19 protein-coding genes and 2 pseudogenes are annotated in these 19,170 nt (G+C 57.0%); 12 read left to right on the top strand and 9 right to left on the bottom strand.

Features of this window, described 5'->3' with window-relative positions:
• The first annotated feature begins 40 nt into the window (after positions 1-40).
• From IE061_RS07300 to IE061_RS07320, 5 genes are all read left to right on the top strand, one after another.
• A complete protein-coding gene (locus IE061_RS07300) occupies positions 41-1,066 on the top strand; it encodes an amino acid ABC transporter substrate-binding protein (RefSeq protein ID WP_193461312.1) in 1,026 nt (341 codons plus the stop codon).
• 98 nt (positions 1,067-1,164) lie between these two features.
• Positions 1,165-2,355, top strand: a complete 1,191-nt coding sequence (locus tag IE061_RS07305; protein WP_193461313.1) for an amino acid ABC transporter permease — start codon at positions 1,165-1,167, stop codon at positions 2,353-2,355.
• Positions 2,356-2,376: 21 nt separating this feature from the next.
• Complete coding sequence (locus IE061_RS07310; protein WP_193461314.1) at positions 2,377-3,477, top strand: amino acid ABC transporter permease; 1,101 nt, start codon at positions 2,377-2,379, stop codon at positions 3,475-3,477.
• Between the two features lie 86 nt (positions 3,478-3,563).
• Positions 3,564-4,292, top strand: a complete 729-nt coding sequence (locus IE061_RS07315; protein ID WP_039179251.1) for an amino acid ABC transporter ATP-binding protein — start codon at positions 3,564-3,566, stop codon at positions 4,290-4,292.
• Between the two features lie 97 nt (positions 4,293-4,389).
• The gene (locus IE061_RS07320; RefSeq protein WP_016915407.1) at positions 4,390-4,782 is read left to right on the top strand and encodes a RidA family protein; all 393 of its coding nucleotides are present in this window, start codon (positions 4,390-4,392) and stop codon (positions 4,780-4,782) included.
• Here IE061_RS07320 and IE061_RS07325 read toward each other — a convergent pair.
• Positions 4,779-5,318 (bottom strand): histidine phosphatase family protein, encoded by a 540-nt coding sequence (locus IE061_RS07325; protein WP_193461315.1) that lies wholly within the window; start codon positions 5,316-5,318, stop codon positions 4,779-4,781. The two genes, IE061_RS07320 and IE061_RS07325, sit on opposite strands and share 4 nt — an antisense overlap.
• Before the next feature lie 134 nt (positions 5,319-5,452).
• On the opposite strand from IE061_RS07325, the gene IE061_RS07330 reads away from it, so the two are divergent.
• Complete coding sequence (locus IE061_RS07330) at positions 5,453-5,884, top strand: host attachment protein (RefSeq protein WP_083023018.1); 432 nt, start codon at positions 5,453-5,455, stop codon at positions 5,882-5,884.
• Between the two features lie 119 nt (positions 5,885-6,003).
• Positions 6,004-7,854, top strand: a complete 1,851-nt coding sequence (locus IE061_RS07335) for a methyl-accepting chemotaxis protein (protein ID WP_193461316.1) — start codon at positions 6,004-6,006, stop codon at positions 7,852-7,854.
• 15 nt (positions 7,855-7,869) lie between these two features.
• Here IE061_RS07335 and IE061_RS07340 read toward each other — a convergent pair whose 3' ends face one another.
• Complete coding sequence (locus IE061_RS07340; protein WP_058579768.1) at positions 7,870-8,796, bottom strand: LysR family transcriptional regulator; 927 nt, start codon at positions 8,794-8,796, stop codon at positions 7,870-7,872.
• A 205-nt stretch (positions 8,797-9,001) separates the two neighbouring features.
• On the opposite strand from IE061_RS07340, the gene IE061_RS07345 reads away from it, so the two are divergent.
• Complete coding sequence (locus tag IE061_RS07345; protein WP_144981383.1) at positions 9,002-9,778, top strand: ferredoxin--NADP reductase; 777 nt, start codon at positions 9,002-9,004, stop codon at positions 9,776-9,778.
• Between the two features lie 128 nt (positions 9,779-9,906).
• On the opposite strand, the gene glnK is transcribed toward IE061_RS07345, so the two are convergent.
• From glnK to IE061_RS07360, 3 genes are all read right to left on the bottom strand, one after another.
• Positions 9,907-10,245 carry a P-II family nitrogen regulator gene (glnK, locus tag IE061_RS07350; protein WP_009098335.1) on the bottom strand — a complete coding sequence of 113 codons (339 nt, stop codon included), beginning with the start codon at positions 10,243-10,245 and terminating at the stop codon, positions 9,907-9,909.
• A 213-nt stretch (positions 10,246-10,458) separates the two neighbouring features.
• A complete protein-coding gene (locus tag IE061_RS07355; protein ID WP_144981386.1) occupies positions 10,459-11,706 on the bottom strand; it encodes an ammonium transporter in 1,248 nt (415 codons plus the stop codon).
• 58 nt (positions 11,707-11,764) lie between these two features.
• Positions 11,765-12,103, bottom strand: a complete 339-nt coding sequence (locus IE061_RS07360; protein ID WP_007112359.1) for a P-II family nitrogen regulator — start codon at positions 12,101-12,103, stop codon at positions 11,765-11,767.
• Between the two features lie 350 nt (positions 12,104-12,453).
• Here IE061_RS07360 and IE061_RS07365 point away from each other — a divergent pair, with 350 nt between their 5' ends.
• The 3 genes and pseudogenes from IE061_RS07365 to IE061_RS07375 all read left to right on the top strand — a co-directional run.
• Positions 12,454-12,753 carry an accessory factor UbiK family protein gene (locus tag IE061_RS07365; RefSeq protein ID WP_193461317.1) on the top strand — a complete coding sequence of 100 codons (300 nt, stop codon included), beginning with the start codon at positions 12,454-12,456 and terminating at the stop codon, positions 12,751-12,753.
• 283 nt (positions 12,754-13,036) lie between these two features.
• The gene (locus IE061_RS07370; protein ID WP_193461318.1) at positions 13,037-13,906 is read left to right on the top strand and encodes an ABC transporter substrate-binding protein; all 870 of its coding nucleotides are present in this window, start codon (positions 13,037-13,039) and stop codon (positions 13,904-13,906) included.
• Between the two features lie 115 nt (positions 13,907-14,021).
• Positions 14,022-14,204, top strand: a pseudogene (locus IE061_RS07375) (magnesium chelatase domain-containing protein); the annotation flags it as partial.
• A gap of 139 nt (positions 14,205-14,343) precedes the next feature.
• On the opposite strand, the gene IE061_RS07380 reads toward IE061_RS07375, so the two are convergent.
• The 4 genes and pseudogenes from IE061_RS07380 to IE061_RS07395 all read right to left on the bottom strand — a co-directional run bounded on the left by IE061_RS07380 (position 14,344) and on the right by IE061_RS07395 (position 17,458).
• Positions 14,344-15,264 (bottom strand): hypothetical protein, encoded by a 921-nt coding sequence (locus tag IE061_RS07380; RefSeq protein WP_193461319.1) that lies wholly within the window; start codon positions 15,262-15,264, stop codon positions 14,344-14,346.
• A 769-nt stretch (positions 15,265-16,033) separates the two neighbouring features.
• Positions 16,034-16,419, bottom strand: a pseudogene (locus IE061_RS18310) (integrase core domain-containing protein); the annotation flags it as partial.
• 209 nt (positions 16,420-16,628) lie between these two features.
• Positions 16,629-17,126, bottom strand: a complete 498-nt coding sequence (locus IE061_RS07390; RefSeq protein WP_189463845.1) for a type II toxin-antitoxin system YhaV family toxin — start codon at positions 17,124-17,126, stop codon at positions 16,629-16,631.
• Positions 17,123-17,458, bottom strand: a complete 336-nt coding sequence (locus IE061_RS07395; protein ID WP_189463844.1) for a type II toxin-antitoxin system PrlF family antitoxin — start codon at positions 17,456-17,458, stop codon at positions 17,123-17,125. The genes IE061_RS07390 and IE061_RS07395 overlap by 4 nt, the downstream gene beginning before the upstream one ends.
• Before the next feature lie 195 nt (positions 17,459-17,653).
• Here IE061_RS07395 and IE061_RS07400 point away from each other — a divergent pair, with 195 nt between their 5' ends.
• Positions 17,654-19,162, top strand: a complete 1,509-nt coding sequence (locus IE061_RS07400; protein ID WP_039178737.1) for a YifB family Mg chelatase-like AAA ATPase — start codon at positions 17,654-17,656, stop codon at positions 19,160-19,162.
• The last annotated feature ends 8 nt before the right edge of the window (positions 19,163-19,170 follow it).

Below are 19,170 nucleotides of genomic sequence, written 5' to 3' on the forward strand. Positions count from 1 at the left end.
GACATGCATAACATCATTAAATCGAGGAAGGGGAACACACATGGTTAACAAGAAACACCTGGTACTGCTTGCCTCTGCGGGTGCAATTACGCTGGCCGGTATCGCTACCGCGCAGGCGAACACATTAGAAGAAACTCGCTCTCGCGGTGCCGTACAGTGTGGCGTTAGTGATGGCTTGCCAGGTTTTTCCGCGCCGGACGATAGCGGCGAGTGGCAAGGTCTTGATGTTGACGTATGTCGTGCCGTGGCTGCCGCCGTATTGGGCGATGCCGGCGCCGTTAACTACATTTCCCTGAACGCCGTCGAACGCTTCACTGCGCTGCAGTCTGGCGAAGTCGATGTTCTGTCCCGTAACACCACCTGGACAACCACCCGCGATACCACGTTGGGCCTCAACTTCACCGGCGTCAACTTCTACGACGGCCAAGGCTTCATGGTCTCTACCGACCTGGGCATCTCCAACGCCTCCGAGCTGGATGGCGCTGCGATCTGTATCCAGTCCGGCACCACCACCGAGCTGAACCTGGCTGACTACTTCCGCGCCAACGGCATGGAATTTGATCCCATCGTTTTCGATACGTCCGAGCAAACCGTGGGTGGCTTCCAGGCGGGACGCTGTGACGTTCTGACCTCTGACACCTCTCAGCTGGCCGCACTGCGTATTCAGCTGGACGACCCGTCTGCTGCCATGATCCTGCCCGACGTCATCTCCAAGGAGCCGCTGGGCCCCGTGGTACGTCAGGGTGACGACCTGTGGTTCAACATCGTCAAGTGGTCGCTGTTCGCCATGCTCAACGGTGAAGAGTACGGTGTGACCAGCGAAAACGCCGAAGAAATGCGCGATTCCGATAACCCGGACGTGGCTCGCCTGCTGGGTCAGGACGGCAACTACGGTGAAGGCATGGGGCTGGATGCCGAGTGGGCCTACAACATCCTGAGCCAGGTAGGTAACTACGCAGAAAGCTTCGAACGTAACGTCGGCATGGATTCACCGCTGGAAATCGAACGGGGTGTCAACGCTCTGTGGAACCAGGGTGGCTTCCAGTACGCACCGCCGATTCGCTAAGCGTCTCGCTTGACCCCGGCCCGCCGTCCCTTGCCAGCATCACTCAAGGGGATCGGCGGGCCATTTGATTGACCTTCCGTGTAGCGGAGACGCCATCCATGTCCGTAAGACCTAACGCTCGCCCCGTTGGCCACAAGCCTCCGTTCTGGCGAGACCGCGCAAAGCGTGCGCTGATCTTTCAGTTTCTACTCATTACAGCCGTTATTACGTTTCTGTTCTATATCGTCGGTAATGTTCAAGACAACCTGTCCTCTCGCGGGATCACTACCGGGTTCGGTTTTCTTAACAACACCGCAGGCTTCGGGATCGTTCAAAGTCTGATCGACTACTCCTCCCAAAGCACCTATGGCCGCACCTTCTTCGTGGGCCTGCTGAATACTCTGCTGGTGGGCGCATTGGGGGTCATTGCCGCCACCATCATCGGTTTCATCGTCGGGATTGCCCGCTTGTCGCCCAACTGGCTGATCGCACGACTGGCCACGGCGTATATCGAAACCTTCCGTAACATCCCGCTGCTGCTGCAGATTTTCTTCTGGTACTTTGCCGTATTGCGTACGTTGCCCAGCGCCCGTGATAGCCTGGCGTTCGGTGAGGTCATCTTTCTCAACGTGCGCGGCCTGTATCTTCCCGAACCGTTATTCGAGTCCGGGTTCGGGCTGATTCCGGTCACCTTCATTGCAGCGATCATCGCCAGCATTGCACTGGTGATCTGGAACAAGCGCCGTCAGGAGGCCACGGGCCAGCGCCTGCCAGCCTACTGGATCTCCTTCGCGATGATATTCGGCCTGCCCCTGCTGGTGATGTTTGCCACCGGCGTGCCGATCACCTGGGATGTCCCCGAGCTGCGCGGTTTCAACTTCCGCGGTGGTATCACTGTCATTCCCGAGTTCCTGGCACTGTGGTTCGCGCTCTCGATTTATACGGCGGCGTTCATTGCTGAAATCGTGCGCTCCGGTATTCAGGCCATTTCCCATGGCCAAACCGAGGCCGCACAAGCGCTGAGCCTACCGCGTAACCTGGTGCTGCGTCTGGTGGTCATTCCGCAGGCACTGCGGGTCATCATCCCCCCGCTCACCAGCCAGTACCTCAACCTGATCAAGAACTCGTCGCTGGCCACCGCCATTGGCTACCCGGACCTCGTTTCGGTCTTTGCGGGCACCACGCTGAACCAGACAGGCCAAGCCATCGAGGTCATTGCCATGACCATGGCGGTTTATCTGACCATCAGTCTGCTGGTCTCCATGTTCATGAACTGGTTCAACGCCCGTGTGGCGCTGGTTGAACGCTAGGCCGTTGGCGAGGACATTCCCATGATTCATAACCAAACGATGATCGAGCCAAGGCCGGCGCCCAGCAGTTCCGTGGGCCCTGTGGCATGGCTACGCAGCAACCTGTTCAACGGCCCGATCAACACGATCTTTACGCTGATCGGCCTGTATATTCTCTACCTGCTCGTGGTTCCCACGGTGCAATGGGCGTTCATCAACGCCGACTGGGTAGGCACCTCCCGCGAAGACTGCTCCCGGGAAGGCGCCTGTTGGGTGTTCATCAACGCACGCTTCACCCAGTTCATCTACGGCCTATACCCGCGCTCGGAAATCTGGCGTGCCAATATCGTCTTTGCCGGGTTCTTCGCCCTGATTGCCTGGCTGGCGATTCCACGCCTGCCCTTCAAGCGCTGGGTGGCCGTGTTTGCGCTGGTCGGCTTCCCCGTGATCGCCTACGTGCTGCTGCACGGCGGCTATTTCGACCTGCCGCGTGTGCCGACCCATCGCTGGGGCGGCCTGATGCTGACCCTGCTGCTGGCTACCGTGGGCATGGTAGGTGCGCTGCCGATCGGTATCGTGCTGGCCCTGGGGCGGCGTTCCAATATGCCCATCGTCAAGAGCTTCTGCGTCGTCTTTATCGAGTTCTGGCGTGGCGTGCCGCTGATCACGGTGCTGTTCATGGCCTCGGTGATGCTGCCGCTGTTCATGCCTACCGGGGTCAGCGTGGACCGTCTGGTACGCGCCCTGATCGGCTTGACGCTATTCCAGAGCGCCTACATGGCCGAAGTCATTCGCGGTGGTTTGCAGGCCATTCCCAAAGGCCAGGAAGAGGCCGCCGCCGCCCTCGGCATGACCTACTGGAAGCGCATGGGGCTGATCGTACTGCCCCAGGCTCTGAAAATGATGATTCCTGGTATCGTGAACACGTTCATTTCGTTGTTCAAAGACACGACCCTGGTCATGATCATCGGGCTATTCGATCTGCTGGGGATCGTGCAAGCGGCACTGGCCGACTCGCGCTGGCTGGGCTTCTCGCTGGAAGGCTATGTCTTTGCGGCCTTCATGTTCTGGATATTCTGTTTCAGCATGTCGCGCTACAGCCAGTATCTGGAACGCAGGCTACACACCGGCCACAGGCGTTAACGCCGCTTTTATCAACGATTTTTTAGCAGGATAGTGACATGACACAAGCAGCTTCCCATAACCCTGGCACCGGTACTTCGGATCTGATGGTCGAAATGCGCGGCGTCAACAAGTGGTACGGCGATTTTCACGTGCTGCGCGACATCTATCTGGAAGTGAAGCGCGGCGAACGGATCGTCATTTGCGGGCCGTCCGGCTCGGGCAAGTCCACCATGATTCGCTGCATCAACCATCTGGAAGAGCATCAAAAGGGCGAGATCGTGGTCGGCGGCGTGCCGCTGACCCAGGACGTGAAGCGTATCGAGCAGATTCGTCGCAGCGTTGGCATGGTGTTCCAGCACTTCAACCTGTTCCCTCACCTCACCGTGCTGGAGAACTGCTGTATCGCCCCTATGTGGGTACAGAAAAAGCCGCGCAAAGAAGCCGAAGAGCAGGCCATGCGCTACCTGCAGCGGGTACGCATCGCCGAACAGGCCAAGAAATATCCCGGCCAGCTTTCCGGTGGTCAGCAGCAGCGGGTCGCCATTGCCCGCTCGCTGTGCATGCACCCGGATGTCATGCTGTTCGATGAGCCGACCTCGGCCCTTGACCCGGAAATGATCAAGGAAGTACTGGACGTCATGATCGAACTGGCCGAAGAGGGCATGACCATGCTCTGCGTGACCCATGAAATGGGCTTCGCCAAGACCGTGGCCGACCGCGTGATCTTCATGGACCAGGGCCAGATCATCGAAGAAAACGCTCCAGAGCCGTTCTTCAACAACCCGCAGTCCGAGCGCACCCAGCTCTTCCTGAGCCAGATTCTGGGGCATTGATTCGACTGCCAGCGCGTCATAATGCGTAACGTGGGCCTCGGCTGAGGCCCATTTTCATGGCCCTTCTGAATACCCCACATCACACCGGAGAGTCATCATGGAAAAACTGTTCATCGACCGCGCCCCACAGCCCATAGCCCCGTTCTCTCACGCCTGCCGCGTGGGCGACCTGGTGTTCATCACCGGCCAGATGCCGACCGTGCCGGAAACCAACGAAATGCTGCTGGGCACCTTTACCGAACAAACCCATCGAGTCATGCAGAACCTGGCCATCGTGCTGGAAGAGGTGGGCAGCAGCTTCGAGTACGTGGTGCAGTCACGGGTTTTCATTACCAACATGGGCCACTTCGATGAAGTGAACCAGGTCTACGCCAGCTACTTCGAGAAACCGCTCCCCACTCGTACCTGCATCGGCGTCACTGGCCTGGCAGGCGGTGCCGACGTGGAAGTCGACATGATTGCTTGGATTCCCCCCAGGGAAGGCGCTTAACCGCCTACCAGCGTGATGCTGGCCGGGGCCAGCGCGAGCTGCTCACGGTGCTGGGTCAATGGCTTGCCTGCCAGCGCCGTGAGCAGGATCTGCAGCGGGTCGCCATGGCTCACCACCAACACCGTTTCCCCTTGCCAGCGCTGCTCCAGTGCTTCCAGCGTCGCGCACATGCGCGCTGCCACGCTGGTGAGCGGCTCTACCTGCCACTGCCGATGCGCGGCACTCTGGGCATCCTGCGCCCACACCTCGGGGTAATGGCTATCTGCCTGGCCTTCCAGCTCGCCAAAATGGCGTTCTCGCAAGCGCTCGTCGATGGCCATGCCCAGTCGAAAAGCGCTGGCTACCCGAGTAGCGGTTTGGGTCGTGCGTAAAAAGTCCGAATGCACCACCTGGGTGGGCGCCGGCCAACGCCACTGCGCCAGCACATCCACCAACTGCTGTTCACCCTGTTCAGAGAGCCCATAATTCGTAAGCCCCCGCTCGGGGGAGCTGATAATTTTCCGCTGCGCGTTAGCCTGGCTATGTCCATGGCGCATGAGTAAATAGCGATTTCGCCAATGATAATTTGTACGCAGTAAGTCCATTGTCATCTCTCAAAAACCGTGTTTGACCAAACACCGAACGATTGCCATGGTTAAAGGGTAATCAACGACATGGAGGACGTACGACGATGACCACCTATATCGTGGTAGCTGACGCCGCCCGCGCACGTATTTTTACCCGTGACGCGCTCAATCTCGCCGAGCAAGAGAGCTTGGTACACGCAGCCGGCAGGCTGCATGAAGGTGACTTGATCACTGACCGCCGCGGGGCTGATGTCCATGAATCAACGTCAACGTCGTCGCGCTCATCTGGCGAAGAGGGGGCTGCCTCTCAGCATGAGAACGAGCTGTTTGCTAAAGAGGTCGCCCAACGCCTGTATAGCGCCCGCGTGAGTAACAGCATGGAAAAACTGATTATGGTCGCGCCGCCCAAGTTTTTAGGGCTACTGCGAGAAAAGCTTGATCACCCTACCCAAAAGCTTGTGACGCACACGCTCTCAAAAGATCTTAGCAAGGCGTCGATGGCAGATATTCAAAGCGCCGTGAGCGATCTGCGCTAATCAAATCAACACTTTCTCACTCTTTTATTAAAGGCATGGTGGCTCTCGCCGATAGCTAACGTCGAACTTTAGTGTACGTGGCACCCGCGTACTGATTCCAAACGACGTTGAGAGCGACCATGTTTTCATCTTTGCGAGTCCGCATACTGCTAGCCGCACTCACTGCCATCACCCTTGCCTTGATCGTCAACGGCGTTGCCAGCTACTACACAGTCCAGCAGCACAATACCCAACAGGTAGCCCGCAACCTAGACGCTGTAGTACGTGGTAACAGTAGCGCCCTACATGAGTGGATGGCATCCCGTAGCACCATGCTGAACGGTATGGAGGAAGCTATCTCCAGCAATGACCCACGTATTGCCTTGCGTCAGTTGACCACCTCTGGCGATTTTATGGCAACCTACCTGAGCTTGGCTGATAGCGGAGAGACCATTTTTTTCAACGGCTGGGAGCCACCCGCCGATTTTGACCCACGAGAGCGACCTTGGTACCAAGCCGCCGCTGCCGCGCAGGATACTATTGTCACCGCGCCGTATGTCGATGCCCAAAGCGGCGACTTAGTCGTGACCTTTGCCCGCCCGTTTTACCAAAATAACCAACTTCAGGCAGTAGTAGGTGCTGACGTCAATATTCGCGATATGGTCGCGATCGTGCAAGACATCTCGCCTACTCCTTCAAGTTTTGGCTTTCTGACTACCGGCGATGGATCGCTAATCGCCCATCCCAACAGCGAGCTAGCGCTAGAACCCACCACTGTTTTAAGCGATGAATTAAATGCCGCCTATATCGAGCAACTTGCTAATACCAAGCAGCCACAGCAGATGCAGTTAGAAGGAAGCAGTAAATTACTGCTGAGCCGCCCAGTAGGCGGCAATAGCGACTGGCAGCTTGTGGTAGCACTGGATGAAGCGGAGGCCACCGCAGGACTACGCGCCATTGCCACCACATCTATTGTTACCCTATTGATCGTCGCCGCCATCACCGCCGTGGTGTTCGGCCTGCTGCTCTCGCTGCTGCTGCGTCGCCTGCTGGGTGTGCGTAACGCCATGGATAACATTGCCTCCGGCGAAGGCGACCTGACACAGCGCTTACCAGAAGAGGGTAACGACGAGGTCACTCAGATCGCCCGCGCCTTCAATCGCTTCGTGGGCAAAATGGAAGAAGTTCTGATCGAAGTGCGTACCAGCAGCGAAGCCGTGCACCACGCCGCCAACGAGATTGCCATGGGCGGGCAGGATCTGTCGCGCCGCACCGACAATGCCGCGTCCAGCCTGCAGCAGACGTCTGCGTCGGTGGAGCAGATCACCAGCACCGTCGCCCACACCGCCGCGTCGGCCCAGGAGGCCAACCAGCTCTCTCATGCCGCTTCTGAAGTAGCGAAAAACGGCGGTCAGGTAGTCTCGAACGTGGTGACGACCATGGAAGACATCTCCCAGGCCTCCAACAAGATTGGTGAGATCGTCACCTTGATGAACAGCATTGCCTTCCAGACCAACCTGCTGGCGCTCAACGCCTCGGTAGAAGCCGCTAGGGCTGGCGAGCATGGCCGTGGCTTTGCCGTGGTAGCCGACGAAGTGCGTAAACTGGCTGGCCGCAGCAGCGACGCTGCCAGCGACATCCAGAAGCTGGTCGAAGACTCCCAGTCCCGGGTCAATAACGGCACCTCGCTGGTGCGCGAGGCTGGCAGCACCATGCACGATATCGTCGAGCACATCACCCGTGTCACCGACGTACTCGAAGAGATCAACGCCGCCACCAGCGAACAGAGTGATGGCATCAAGCAGGTCAACATCGCCGTGGCCGAGCTGGACCGGATGACCCAGGAAAACGCTGCCATGGTGGAAGAGTCCACCACCGCCGCCGAGCACCTCAAGGAGCAGGCAAACCACCTGACCGGCACCATCAGCAGCTTCAAGCTATCCGGAGCCAGCGCGCTTGCCTTGGGGTCACCCACGCTGCGCGATTACTGACACCCATGAGAACATTCAAGGAATGGGCGGCAGCGGAATATCGTCACTGCGCTTGGCACCGGCGGTCATTTCGCGGCAGAGGCGCAAAAACTCGCGCACGCCGGTGGTCAGATACTTGTGGCGATGCCAGATGAAGGTGAACTGACGCTTCAGGTCCAGCTCCGGCGTGGGTAGCGGCACCAGGCTACCCCGTCGGAAAGCGTCTCGTAGCGCCAGCCGAGAGACGCAGCCGATCCCCAGGCCTGATTCCACCGCCCGCTTGATCCCTTCGGTGTGCTCCAGTTCCAGCAGCGTATTGAAGCGGCTGCGCCGATGGCGGGCGGCATGCTCCAGCGTCATGCGCGTGCCTGAGCCCTCCTCACGCATGATCCAATCCTCCCGCAGCAGCTGATCCAGCTCCAGATGCTCCCGCCCCGCCAGCGGGTGGCGCGGCGAGCAGAACACGCACAGCTCGTCTTCTACCCAGGGCTGGCTGATAATCATGTCGTCATCGCACTGCCCTTCGATCAGCCCGAGGTCCAGCGAATGCTGTCGCACTCCCTCGATGATATGACGCGTATTGCGCACCGCCAGCCGCACGCGGCTACCGGGGTAACGCTGCATGAAATCACTGATCAACAGGGTGGCCAGATAGTTGCCGATGGTCAGGGTGGCACCCACGTCCAGAGCGCCCACTCCCTGCTGGCCACGCAGCAGCTCCTCCACTTCTTCGGCTCGGTCCAGCAGCGCCACCGCCTTGGGGAGCAGCTGGAACCCCAGCGCGTTGAGTTTCAGCCGTTTGCCAATGCGATCCAATAGCTGGCAGTCGAACTGGCGTTCCAACTCGGCCAGCGCCGTACTGGTCGCCGACTGGGACATGGCCAGCGCCCTCGCCGCCTGGGAAACGCTTTCGTGCTGGGCAACGGCGACGAAGACTTCCAGCTGACGCAACGTGTAATGCATGACCAGGCTCCTCCAGAAAAAGTGCTGCTCAACGAAAGCTATATCGATTTTAAAGATATACGTTATCAAGATAATTTGCTTAACAGATATACCACCCTTTATCTAGAATGAGCGCATCCTATAAAGCTATTTTTTATTCTTTTTTAGAATATGGCGAGCAAGGCTTAGGCCACGCAGCCACACACGCAGCCACAAAGGAGTCAGCATGAGCAAGTTTGCCCTGGAAGAAGTGCTAAGCGTTCACCACTGGAACGACACGCTGTTCAGCTTCCGCACGACACGTGAGCGCAGCCTGCGCTTCAAGAACGGCCAATTCGTGATGATCGGCCTGGAAGTGGCGGGCAAACCTCTGATGCGCGCCTACTCCATCGCCAGCCCGAACTACGAAGATCATCTCGAGTTCTTCAGTATCAAGGTGCCCGATGGCCCGCTGACCTCACGTTTGCAGCACCTGAAGGTGGGCGACCAGATTATGGTCAGCCGCAAGCCGACCGGCACGCTGGTATGCGACGACCTGCTGCCCGGACGTAACCTGTACATGCTCTCCACCGGCACGGGCCTGGCGCCGTTCATGAGCCTGATCCAGGACCCGGAAGTCTACGAGCGTTTCGAGAAGGTCGTGCTCATTCACGGCGTGCGTGAAGTCTCCGAGCTGGCCTACGCCGACTTCATCACCAAGGAGCTGCCCGCCCACGAGTATCTGGGCGAAGACGTTGCCGAGAAGCTGGTGTACTACCCCACGGTCACCCGTGAAGAGTTCCACACCATGGGCCGCCTGACCGACCACATTCGCAGCGGCAAGCTGTTTGCCGACACCGGCCTACCGCCCATCGACCCGCGTCAGGACCGCGCCATGATCTGCGGTAGTCCTGCCATGCTGGACGACACCAGCGCGTTGCTGGATGAGCTGGGCCTGAACATCTCCCCGCGCATGGGCGAACCAGGCGACTACGTCATCGAACGCGCCTTCGTAGAGAAGTAAGTCTAACGGGGAAGGGTGAAGAATAGAGCGTAACCTTTGTCACCCCTCATCTTATGCGCAAAGCCCCTGTGGATGTTATCCACAGGGGCTTTGTGCGACTTACGCCTTACACTTCACCATTCACAAAATTAAACCGCGTCTTTGCCGGTTTCACCAGTACGGATACGAATCACCTGCTCCAAGGGCATCACGAAGATCTTGCCATCGCCGATCTTGCCCGTATTGGCCACTTGGGTGATCGCATCGATGACCTGTTCGGCCATATCATCGTCCACGGCCACTTCCAGCTTCACCTTGGGCAGAAAATCCACCACGTATTCCGCCCCACGATACAGCTCTGTGTGGCCTTTCTGGCGACCAAAGCCTTTCACTTCCGTCACCGTAATACCCTGCACGCCGATATCGGAAAGCGACTCGCGTACGTCATCAAGCTTGAACGGCTTGATAATGGCTGAGATTAATTTCATGACCACATCCTCTGGTTATGCAACGGTTGTCTTGACCGGATACAAGGCGGCGCGACGTTGACCCTCCTCACGCCCGTTGCACTTAGCATACACCCGCCAGCCCCGAGAATAAAAAGCCCTTGTGCCTGGCACGTATATGCGCCGCTACATACGGCAAAAGGCCTCCCATCGGGGAGGCCTTGAGTAGCAGTGTCACTTGCTATGGCACAGTGTTTATTTCTTGACGCCAAACTCGGGGTAGGCTTCCAGGCCACACTCTGTGATATCGACGCCTTCGTACTCTTCTTCTTCGCTGACACGGATACCCATGACCGCTTTCAGCACCAGCCACACCACCAGGCTCGCCAGGAATACCCAGCCGAAGATGCCCACGATACCGATCAGCTGTGCACCGAAGGACGCATCGCCATTGTTCAGCGGCACGGCCAGCACACCCCAGATACCCACGACACCGTGAACCGAGATAGCCCCCACAGGGTCATCCAGCTTCAGCTTGTCCAGCGTGACGATGGCAGCGACCACGATCAGGCCACCGATGGCACCAATCAAGGCGGCACCCAGCGCAGAAGGCGACAGCGGGTCGGCGGTAATGGCGACCAGGCCTGCCAGCGCACCGTTCAGCGCCATGGTCAGGTCCGCCTTGCGGAACCACAGTTTGGCCAGCACCAGGGCTGCAATCACGCCACCCGCCGCCGCCGCATTGGTATTCACGAACACTTGAGCAACGTTGTTGGCCGACACGGCATCCGACAGTTTCAGTTCGGAACCACCGTTGAAACCGAACCAGCCCATCCACAGGATGAAGGTACCCAGCGTGGCCAGCGGCATGTTGGCGCCCGGAATCGCGTGGATAGAACCGTCTTTGCCATACTTGCCCTTACGGGGGCCCAGGACCAGCACACCTGCCAACGCTGCAGCGGCACCGGCCATGTGGACGATACCCGAGCCCGCATAGTCAGAGTAGCCAACGCCATCCAGCCAGCCACCGCCCCAGGTCCAGTAGCCAGACACCGGGTAGATGAAGGCGGTCATGACCACCGCGAAGGCCAGGAAGGCCCACAGCTTCATACGCTCGGCCACGGCACCCGACACGATCGACATTGCCGTTGCGACGAATACGACCTGGAAGAAGAAGTCCGAACGCATGGCGTAGTAAGGGGCATCCTCACCACCGGCCAGCACCGCATCGACGCTGTTCTCGGCACCGATCAGGAAGCCAAGGCTGGGCAGGAAGCCGCCTTCGCCGCTGGAGTACATGATGTAGTAGCCCACCAGCAGGTACATGGTGCAGGCAATGGCAAACAGCGCAATGTTCTTGGTCAGAATTTCAGCGGTGTTCTTGGAACGCACCATACCGGCCTCGAGCATCGAGAAGCCAGCGGCCATCCACATGACCAGTACGCCGCAAATCAGGAAGTAAAACGTATCGAGCGCGTAGCTCAATTCTGTAAGCTCGTTCATCAGGTGTTCCCCGTGATCCAAGAGAAGTTATGGGTGGGTCGTCGATGTGTAGGCTGGCCTATACCGCGTCGGCGCCGCGCTCTCCGGTACGAATACGAATGACATCTTCCAGCGGCGTCACGAATACCTTGCCGTCACCGATCTTGCCGCTGTTGGCAGCGCTGCAGATGGCATCCAGCACGCTCTCCAGACGCGCATCGTCCACGGCCACTTCCACTTTCACCTTGGGCAGAAAGTCCACTACGTACTCGGCACCGCGATACAGCTCGGTGTGGCCTTTCTGGCGACCAAATCCCTTGACCTCAGTAACCGTAATCCCCTGCACGCCGTTGTCGGCGAGTGCTTCACGAACGTCGTCAAGCTTGAAAGGCTTGATGATAGCGGTGATGAGTTTCATCCCGGATCTCCCCTGCTGGTTCAGTCCCACTCGGTGGAGAGCGGCGTGGCCGCCCGAATTTAGTGCTTGCCCTGCTAATGCTCATACCGTGCCACTGGATTTTTTCTCATTGAAATTCATACCCTTAAGGTTTAAAAAGTGCGCTTTACAGCCACTGGCAAGGCGACTACGCATCCATTCACACCCGCCCATGCACTAAAAACGATCACCAACAAAAGCGGCGCGCTCTTTTTTGATGCATACGCACATTGCAGGAGAAAACGCACGCGGGGAATGCGGTTTGGCAAAGGGTTGCGTATCCTTACAGGTAAGCTATCCACATTTATGCGCCACCGTTTAAGGAGAGAGCCATGACGCCCCAGGATCGCATCAGCCGTTTAGCCCAGCAGATAGGCGACCGTTTACAGAATGCTTCCCAGGCCCCGGAAGACATTCAGAAAGGCGTGCAGCAAGTGGTACGAGGCGCCTTCGACCGCCTGGAGCTGGTATCACGAGAAGACTTTGATATCTTGATGGATGTGCTTCAGCGCACGCGCGCGCGTGTCGAAGCGCTGGAGCGTCAGGTGGCCAGCCTGAAAGCCACGGTGGAAGCGGCCAGCGCCGCGCAGTCCGCCCCCATGGAAGCCGAAGTACCGCCAGCCCCCCGTTGAGCCTGCCGAGCAAGGCAAGCCCACCCCCGGCAACCCAAGCTGAGGCAACGCTGGGTGGCCTTGGATAGGCACCCAGCGCGCTTATCCGCCTGACCCCTTACGGCTCACTTTGTGACGCATCAAACCCGCGAAGGCATGGCGAAAGCCACCTCATGCACCATGTTGGAGCAGTTACGCCCCTGGGGCGTCTCGCGCTGACGACTTGTGCGACCTCCGCTGTTTCCATTTGCAATTGATAAAAAGAATCGTTTAAATAAAGCGCTTATTGTCAGGTGCCCACTTCATGCGCTGCATCCCCCGACTCCCGACCCTGGCCCGCAGCTGCTTGCTCGCGGCAGCCTTGCTGTTCAGCACTGCCAGCCACGCCCAGTGGGCCACCATCGACTGGACCATCGCCGAAACGCTGCTGGCGATTGGCGCTCCGGTCAGCGGTATCGCGCAACAGCCGGGATATCACGATTGGGTAGGCGAGCCGCGTATCCCGGAGCACGTCAGCGACCTTGGCCTACGCACCCAGCCCAACTTCGAGCTGCTGGCCCAATCGCCCCCTGAGCAAACCCTGCTCTCGCCCATGTTTACCGGGCTGATTCCTCGGTTGGAGCGCATCGCGCCGGTGGGCACTTTCGCCCTTTACTCGCCAGGCACCGATACGTGGCAGGAAATGCAGACACTCACCCGCCAGTTGGGCGAGTTGACCGAACGCAACGCAGAAGCCGACGCGCTGATCGAGAACACCCAGCAGCTGATGCGCGAGCTGCGCTACCCGCCCGGCAACGCATCTCCATTGCTGATGGTGCAGTTCATGGATGCCAGGCATGTGCGGGTATTTGGCGAGAACAGCCTCTACAACGCCGTATTGGAACAGCTGGCGCTGCCCAACGCCTGGGATGAGCCCACCAACGCCTGGGGCTTCGCCTTGGTCGGTATCGAGGCGCTGGCACGCTACCCCGACGCCACCCTGGTCATCGTTGACCCGCTCCCCGCAGGGGTGGAAACGCAGTTGGAAAAGAGCGGCCTGTGGCAGCAATTGCCGAGCGTTCAACATGGCCATCTGCTGCGCCTGCCGCCAGTCTGGAGCTTTGGCGCCCTGCCCTCCGCCCAGCGCTTTGCCCGCGAACTGACCAGCGCATTGAACGCCCAGGGGGCACATTAACGCTTTACTCGCTGGCCGCTCAGTAGCGCTCAACGCTTGAAATAAAGTAGGCTTAGCCAACGAGCAGGCTCATTAAACTGAGTGAGCCGATTGAGAGACGTTGCGAGGGAGCGCCATGACATTAGCGATTGTGGCCACGCGGGCAGGCGTGGGGTTGGAAGCACCGCCGGTGCATGTCGAAGTACATCTGGCAAATGGCTTGCCGGGCCTGACACTGGTGGGCCTGCCGGAAACCGCCGTAAAGGAGAGCCGCGAGCGGGTGCGCAGCGCCTTGATCAACGCGGGCTTCGATTTCCCCATAAAAATTTTATTGCCACCAAATCCAAATATTTATTTGTCTCAGCTCTACAATTTATGGCATTGTCGAATTAAATATTTTTTCTTTCAATGTAAATCGCCAAGCATATCAAACCATGATAGAAAATTATTAAAAATTTCTACTCAGTGGTTTTTATAGAACTCTTCAGAAAGTCGAACAGACGCATTGTGAAGCTTTGCTCTTTCTTCCCAATCTCATTTTTATTAAAAAGCCCTTCTAACAACCTTGCATTGAGGTCATTTCTAGAAGTATTTATTTTTTCAAATACCACCTTGGCAAGGTCTTCGTCGGCTTGTAGTTCGGGAGTTGCAAACCTACGCAGCGAGACTTCATTAGCAGTATGTATAATATAGTTGTTTTCTTTCGGTGAATAGGATCCGAATTTGGCACCAAAATTTTCTTCCTCATTAGCTGTGGATGAAAATTTATTTATCATATGCTCGATAAAATCGAGATCGCTACTTAGATTGAAACCTTGACCAGGATCCAACCTCCACCTTATAAACCCTTGATCAATATTTGTTGTACTTAGCGTTTCTCCGGAAAGGATTCTTTCTGCAGTAGCAGTATCCACTTCAGTAAAACTCACGGTTTGCTTTCGACCTTGTGAATCGTATGAGTTTCCATTAAAACTATATCTCATTGAGCCGTCGTCATATTTACGATAAAGGCCTAAATCCTTAGCAAACTGATCTACATATCGAAGGTCTGTACCTTCTTCATTTGCTTGTTCATACATTTTTGAAACAAGTGATCGATCACTTTCTGTTAAAAAATACTGGGAAAGCATGCCATTATGTTCGCCATTCGTGCGAATGCTCGGCAGCACTGGCAGGTCTCCGTTGCCTGATGAGAATAATCGAGAAGCCAAAATAGCCTGACCGCTTAGAGTAACAGTGCTTTTTTCCTGTAAATTATTGCCGCCTTTCACATCAGCTGCTGTGCTTTGAGAGGTGCTGGCATTTTTGCCAGCTTCATTTTTTACAGAAGCCAGTGTGGCACTTGAGTTATAGCTATTACCCACACCATGAATGTCCATTTTCTCACCATTTAACATATGAAATTGAAAGTTACACTAACATTAACAGCATTAGCCATTTGCATAGACAGCACTCCATTAGCGCTGCCTTCCTCACAAAAACTAAACTTTACCTCCGACACCAAAGAGCTAACTACTAAAGGCAATCGTGATGCCTGAATAGTTTGGGTTGACAAGCACACATCCTATTGCACTAAGAGTATTGGGCCGAAAATAACACAGTTCAACTCTTAGGCCAATGGCATCAGGATACCATGTGGTTTGCCATTCGATATCTGTAAGAGTTTTGCCTGGCGCCGCAGCCCCCACGCATAAATCGGACCTATTAGCATGCAGAAATAATGGTTTAACACCTCCTCCGCCATTAAGAACCTGCATTCCGCTGATTGAGCCTAAGCGCCATTGCCCACGATCAGAAGCAAGCAATCAGTATCGATGGACATTTCCACCTTCTTCACTATTACAGCGCCCATTTGTTAAATTAAGTAATCATAATGTAACTCAATCAGTTTTATGCTAGCTCTGATTGATGCTGGCTGAGGATAGATGTTCCCCCTGTAAAAATCACAATATTTATTTTAGTTATCTAACTATCCTACATGTTAGTTTTGTTTAGCATATGGAAGCATTGACGTCAACCAATATTTAGCAGCACCCGAGTTTAGAGCATGCAGTGACCTTATGGTTTTTAATACCAATTGCTCGGCTAGGCGAAAGGCGATAATTCTCCCAGACCTTTCTTCGGTCCTTGCTCGTTGTTTTCCAGTCACCACGCCTCGATGATGGCTCTCGCGTGATGCAAGTTGGTGAACCAGTGCCCATTTAGACATTTGTCTCTAAACCGCCCATTGAACGATTCGATGTAGGCGTTTTGATTGGTTTTTCTATGTTTGATTAAAAACAGGGCAACACCATGCTGATGAGCCCACGCCAGCATGGCACGTCCGCAGAACTCCTTGCCATTATCTATACGAATGGCGCTGGGTAGGTCACGTTGTATAGATAGACGATCCAGAATCCGTGTTATCGAAAGCCCGTCAGTAGCACTGATCAGGCACGATAGCTCCGGCTGTATGGATGGTGTCATCGATAACGGCGGGGTTCTTGATCTCGCGACATTCCGCCGTACGATCATAAAAAATCCATCGACCAGACCTAGTTGGCGGCGACGCCCCCCCCCCCCCCGATAAGTAGCACCCAGAGGTTAAAGTAAAGTAGGCTTAGCCAACGAGCAGGCTCATTAAACTGAATGAACCGATTGAGAGACGTTGCGAGGGAGCTCCATGGCATTAGCGATTGTGGCCACGCGGGCGGGCGTGGGGCTGGAAGCCCCGGCTGATCTGCCCAAACAGATCTAGTGTGATTTAGTTATCGTTGTTATCTGCCGCTAAAAGTAAATGAATTCGTTCCACCTCGCTCATTGAGGCTTTCTGTAAGGCTGTCCAACTATCCGGTGGGTTGCCACTGCTGAGCATTTTCTGAAAGACAGAGTAAGCATCATGCTTACTGCCATAAGCGCGTTTTGTAGCGTCATCATTGACCCATGCATAAATAATGATTTTGCTCGCAGCATCGTAGCGAAAGAACAGCCGGTACTGCTGGTAAAACTTTGCTCGTTGCCAATGAGTGTGCTCTGTGCCAAGCGCGCTCCCTTGGCGGTATTGAGTGCCTGATGGATCCTGCGGAATATCATTCAAGGCTAGCTTCATGATCGCTGCTAGGCGCTTGGTGACCGCCTTGTTGCGATAACCGGCAGGATCTTTCGATTGAAGATGTCTCACCTTCAAGGTGAGTGCTTCGACTTGTTCAAAGAACAACGGATGGGCATAAATCGTCCATCCATTAACCTCCAGAGGCTTCATTCGTCGTCATCATCCTCTTCCAGCGCCTCTTCGAGGTCTACCTCAATACCTGCGGTAAGCCGTTCGGCCTCGGCAAAGCTACTGGCAGTCACCGGGCGAATATTTTCTGGATGCGCCAGAAGATCGCGCTCTAGAAAATTGAGGAAGTTGACCATCACAGGGTCGTGCTTGGCCTCATCACTCGCCTTGGAAAGCACCACTTCACCATCAGGACGAACGGTATAATGAATACGGTCTCGGCGCTTCAGCTTTAGTGCCCGGCGAATCGATGCCGGAACAGTCGTTTGATAGCGATCCGTCAGAGTTGAGTCGTCTTCGATAAGCGTGCTCACTGTCGCTCTCCGCTCGATAGCAATGCAAAGGTAATGCAAAGGTAATGCAAGCGCATTACTTCGTCAAGCTGTCTCTGCTACTTGAACCGGTTGCTTAATCGCTACCAAAGCCTTCTTAATTACGTTAGGTTAAATACTTAAGCTAATGTAGCTTTATCCTACATTGGAGTAAGTGATAACTACAGAGGAAAGGCGATGACGCTAGCCATTGTGGCCACGCGGGCGGGCGTGGGGTTGGAAGCACCTGCGGTGCATGTCGAAGTACATCTGGCAAATGGCTTGCCGGGCCTGACACTGGTGGGCCTGCCGGAAACCGCCGTGAAGGAGAGCCGCGAGCGGGTGCGCAGCGCCTTGATCAACGCGGGCTTCGATTTCCCCAACACCAAGCGCATTACCCTCAACCTCGCCCCGGCGGACCTGCCCAAAGAGGGTGGCCGTTTCGATTTGCCGATTGCGCTGGGCATTCTCGCGGCGTCGGGCCAAATCCCGGTGGATGCGCTGGAAGGCATGGAGTGCGCAGGCGAGCTGGCCCTGGATGGCAAGCTGCGGGCGGTGCCCGGGGTGCTGCCCTTTGCCCTGGCCACTCGCCGTACCAACAAGGCGTTGATCGTGCCCCGCGCCTGCGCCGATGAAGCTGCCCTGGCGGGCGATCTACCGGTGCTGCCCGCCGACTCTCTCTGGCAAGTCGTCGCCCACCTGCTAGGCCAGGAAAAGATCCCACCCCACCAGCTCTCGGCATCGGCCAAATCGACCACGCCCATGGCCGACCTGGCCGATGTGCGCGGCCAGCACCAGGCCCGCCGGGCGCTGGAAGTGGCCGCCGCCGGGGGCCACAACCTGCTGTTTGCAGGCCCGCCCGGCACCGGCAAGACCATGCTGGCCAGCCGCTTGCCCGGTATTCTGCCGCCGCTTTCCGAGGACGACGCCCTGGAGGTGGCGGCAGTGCGCTCGGTATGCGGCCTGGCGCTGGAAGCCGACTGGGGCCAGCGGCCCTTCCGCCAGCCCCACCACAGCGCCAGCGCCGCCGCGCTGGTTGGCGGCGGTTCGAAGCCCAAGCCGGGGGAAATCTCGCTGGCGCACCACGGCGTGCTGTTTCTGGATGAGCTGCCGGAGTTCTCACGCCACGTGCTGGAAGTGTTGCGTCAGCCGCTGGAGACCGGCGAAATTCACCTCTCCCGCGCCAGCCATGAGCGCCGCTACCCTGCTCAATTTCAGCTCGTTGCCGCCATGAATCCCTGCCCCTGCGGGCACCTGGGCGACCCGCGAAGCCGCTGCCAGTGCAGCGCCAGCCAGATTCAGCGCTACCAGGCGCGGCTTTCTGGCCCGCTGCTGGACCGTATCGACCTGCAGGTGGAAGTGCCCGCGCTGCCACCGGAGCAGCTCACCGCACAAACCCAGGGCGAGCCCTCCAGCGCGGTGCGCGAACGGGTGATGGCCGCCCGGGAGCGGCAGATGGCAAGAGGTGCGCTCAACAGCCAGCTCAGCGGTAAAGCGCTGGAAGCCGCCTGCGCCCTCAACGATGAAGAGCGCGCCTGGCTGGCAGGCGTACTGGAAAAGCTCAAGCTCTCCGCCCGCGCCTACCACCGGGTACTACGCGTGGCGCTGACGCTGGCCGACCTGCAGGGCGAACCCAAACCCTCTCAGCCCCACTTCATCGAAGCCATCGGCTACCGGCAGCTGGATCGTCTGCTGAAGGGGGCATAAGCCCCCTG

The organism is Vreelandella hamiltonii (assembly GCF_014651795.1).
GTDB lineage: Bacteria > Pseudomonadota > Gammaproteobacteria > Pseudomonadales > Halomonadaceae > Vreelandella > Vreelandella hamiltonii.

Excerpts from the sequence above, each read along its gene's own strand:
- IE061_RS07300 (WP_193461312.1), top strand. The coding sequence starts at position 41 with ATGGTTAACAAGAAACACCTGGTACTGCTTGCCTCTGCGGGTGCAATT.
- IE061_RS07305 (WP_193461313.1), top strand. The coding sequence starts at position 1,165 with ATGTCCGTAAGACCTAACGCTCGCCCCGTTGGCCACAAGCCTCCGTTC.
- IE061_RS07310 (WP_193461314.1), top strand. The coding sequence starts at position 2,377 with ATGATTCATAACCAAACGATGATCGAGCCAAGGCCGGCGCCCAGCAGT.
- IE061_RS07315 (WP_039179251.1), top strand. The coding sequence starts at position 3,564 with ATGGTCGAAATGCGCGGCGTCAACAAGTGGTACGGCGATTTTCACGTG.
- IE061_RS07320 (WP_016915407.1), top strand. The coding sequence starts at position 4,390 with ATGGAAAAACTGTTCATCGACCGCGCCCCACAGCCCATAGCCCCGTTC.
- IE061_RS07325 (WP_193461315.1), bottom strand. The coding sequence starts at position 5,318 with ATGCGCCATGGACATAGCCAGGCTAACGCGCAGCGGAAAATTATCAGC.
- IE061_RS07330 (WP_083023018.1), top strand. The coding sequence starts at position 5,453 with ATGACCACCTATATCGTGGTAGCTGACGCCGCCCGCGCACGTATTTTT.
- IE061_RS07335 (WP_193461316.1), top strand. The coding sequence starts at position 6,004 with ATGTTTTCATCTTTGCGAGTCCGCATACTGCTAGCCGCACTCACTGCC.
- IE061_RS07340 (WP_058579768.1), bottom strand. The coding sequence starts at position 8,796 with ATGCATTACACGTTGCGTCAGCTGGAAGTCTTCGTCGCCGTTGCCCAG.
- IE061_RS07345 (WP_144981383.1), top strand. The coding sequence starts at position 9,002 with ATGAGCAAGTTTGCCCTGGAAGAAGTGCTAAGCGTTCACCACTGGAAC.
- glnK (WP_009098335.1), bottom strand. The coding sequence starts at position 10,245 with ATGAAATTAATCTCAGCCATTATCAAGCCGTTCAAGCTTGATGACGTA.
- IE061_RS07355 (WP_144981386.1), bottom strand. The coding sequence starts at position 11,706 with ATGAACGAGCTTACAGAATTGAGCTACGCGCTCGATACGTTTTACTTC.
- IE061_RS07360 (WP_007112359.1), bottom strand. The coding sequence starts at position 12,103 with ATGAAACTCATCACCGCTATCATCAAGCCTTTCAAGCTTGACGACGTT.
- IE061_RS07365 (WP_193461317.1), top strand. The coding sequence starts at position 12,454 with ATGACGCCCCAGGATCGCATCAGCCGTTTAGCCCAGCAGATAGGCGAC.
- IE061_RS07370 (WP_193461318.1), top strand. The coding sequence starts at position 13,037 with ATGCGCTGCATCCCCCGACTCCCGACCCTGGCCCGCAGCTGCTTGCTC.
- IE061_RS07380 (WP_193461319.1), bottom strand. The coding sequence starts at position 15,264 with ATGGACATTCATGGTGTGGGTAATAGCTATAACTCAAGTGCCACACTG.
- IE061_RS07390 (WP_189463845.1), bottom strand. The coding sequence starts at position 17,126 with ATGAAGCCTCTGGAGGTTAATGGATGGACGATTTATGCCCATCCGTTG.
- IE061_RS07400 (WP_039178737.1), top strand. The coding sequence starts at position 17,654 with ATGACGCTAGCCATTGTGGCCACGCGGGCGGGCGTGGGGTTGGAAGCA.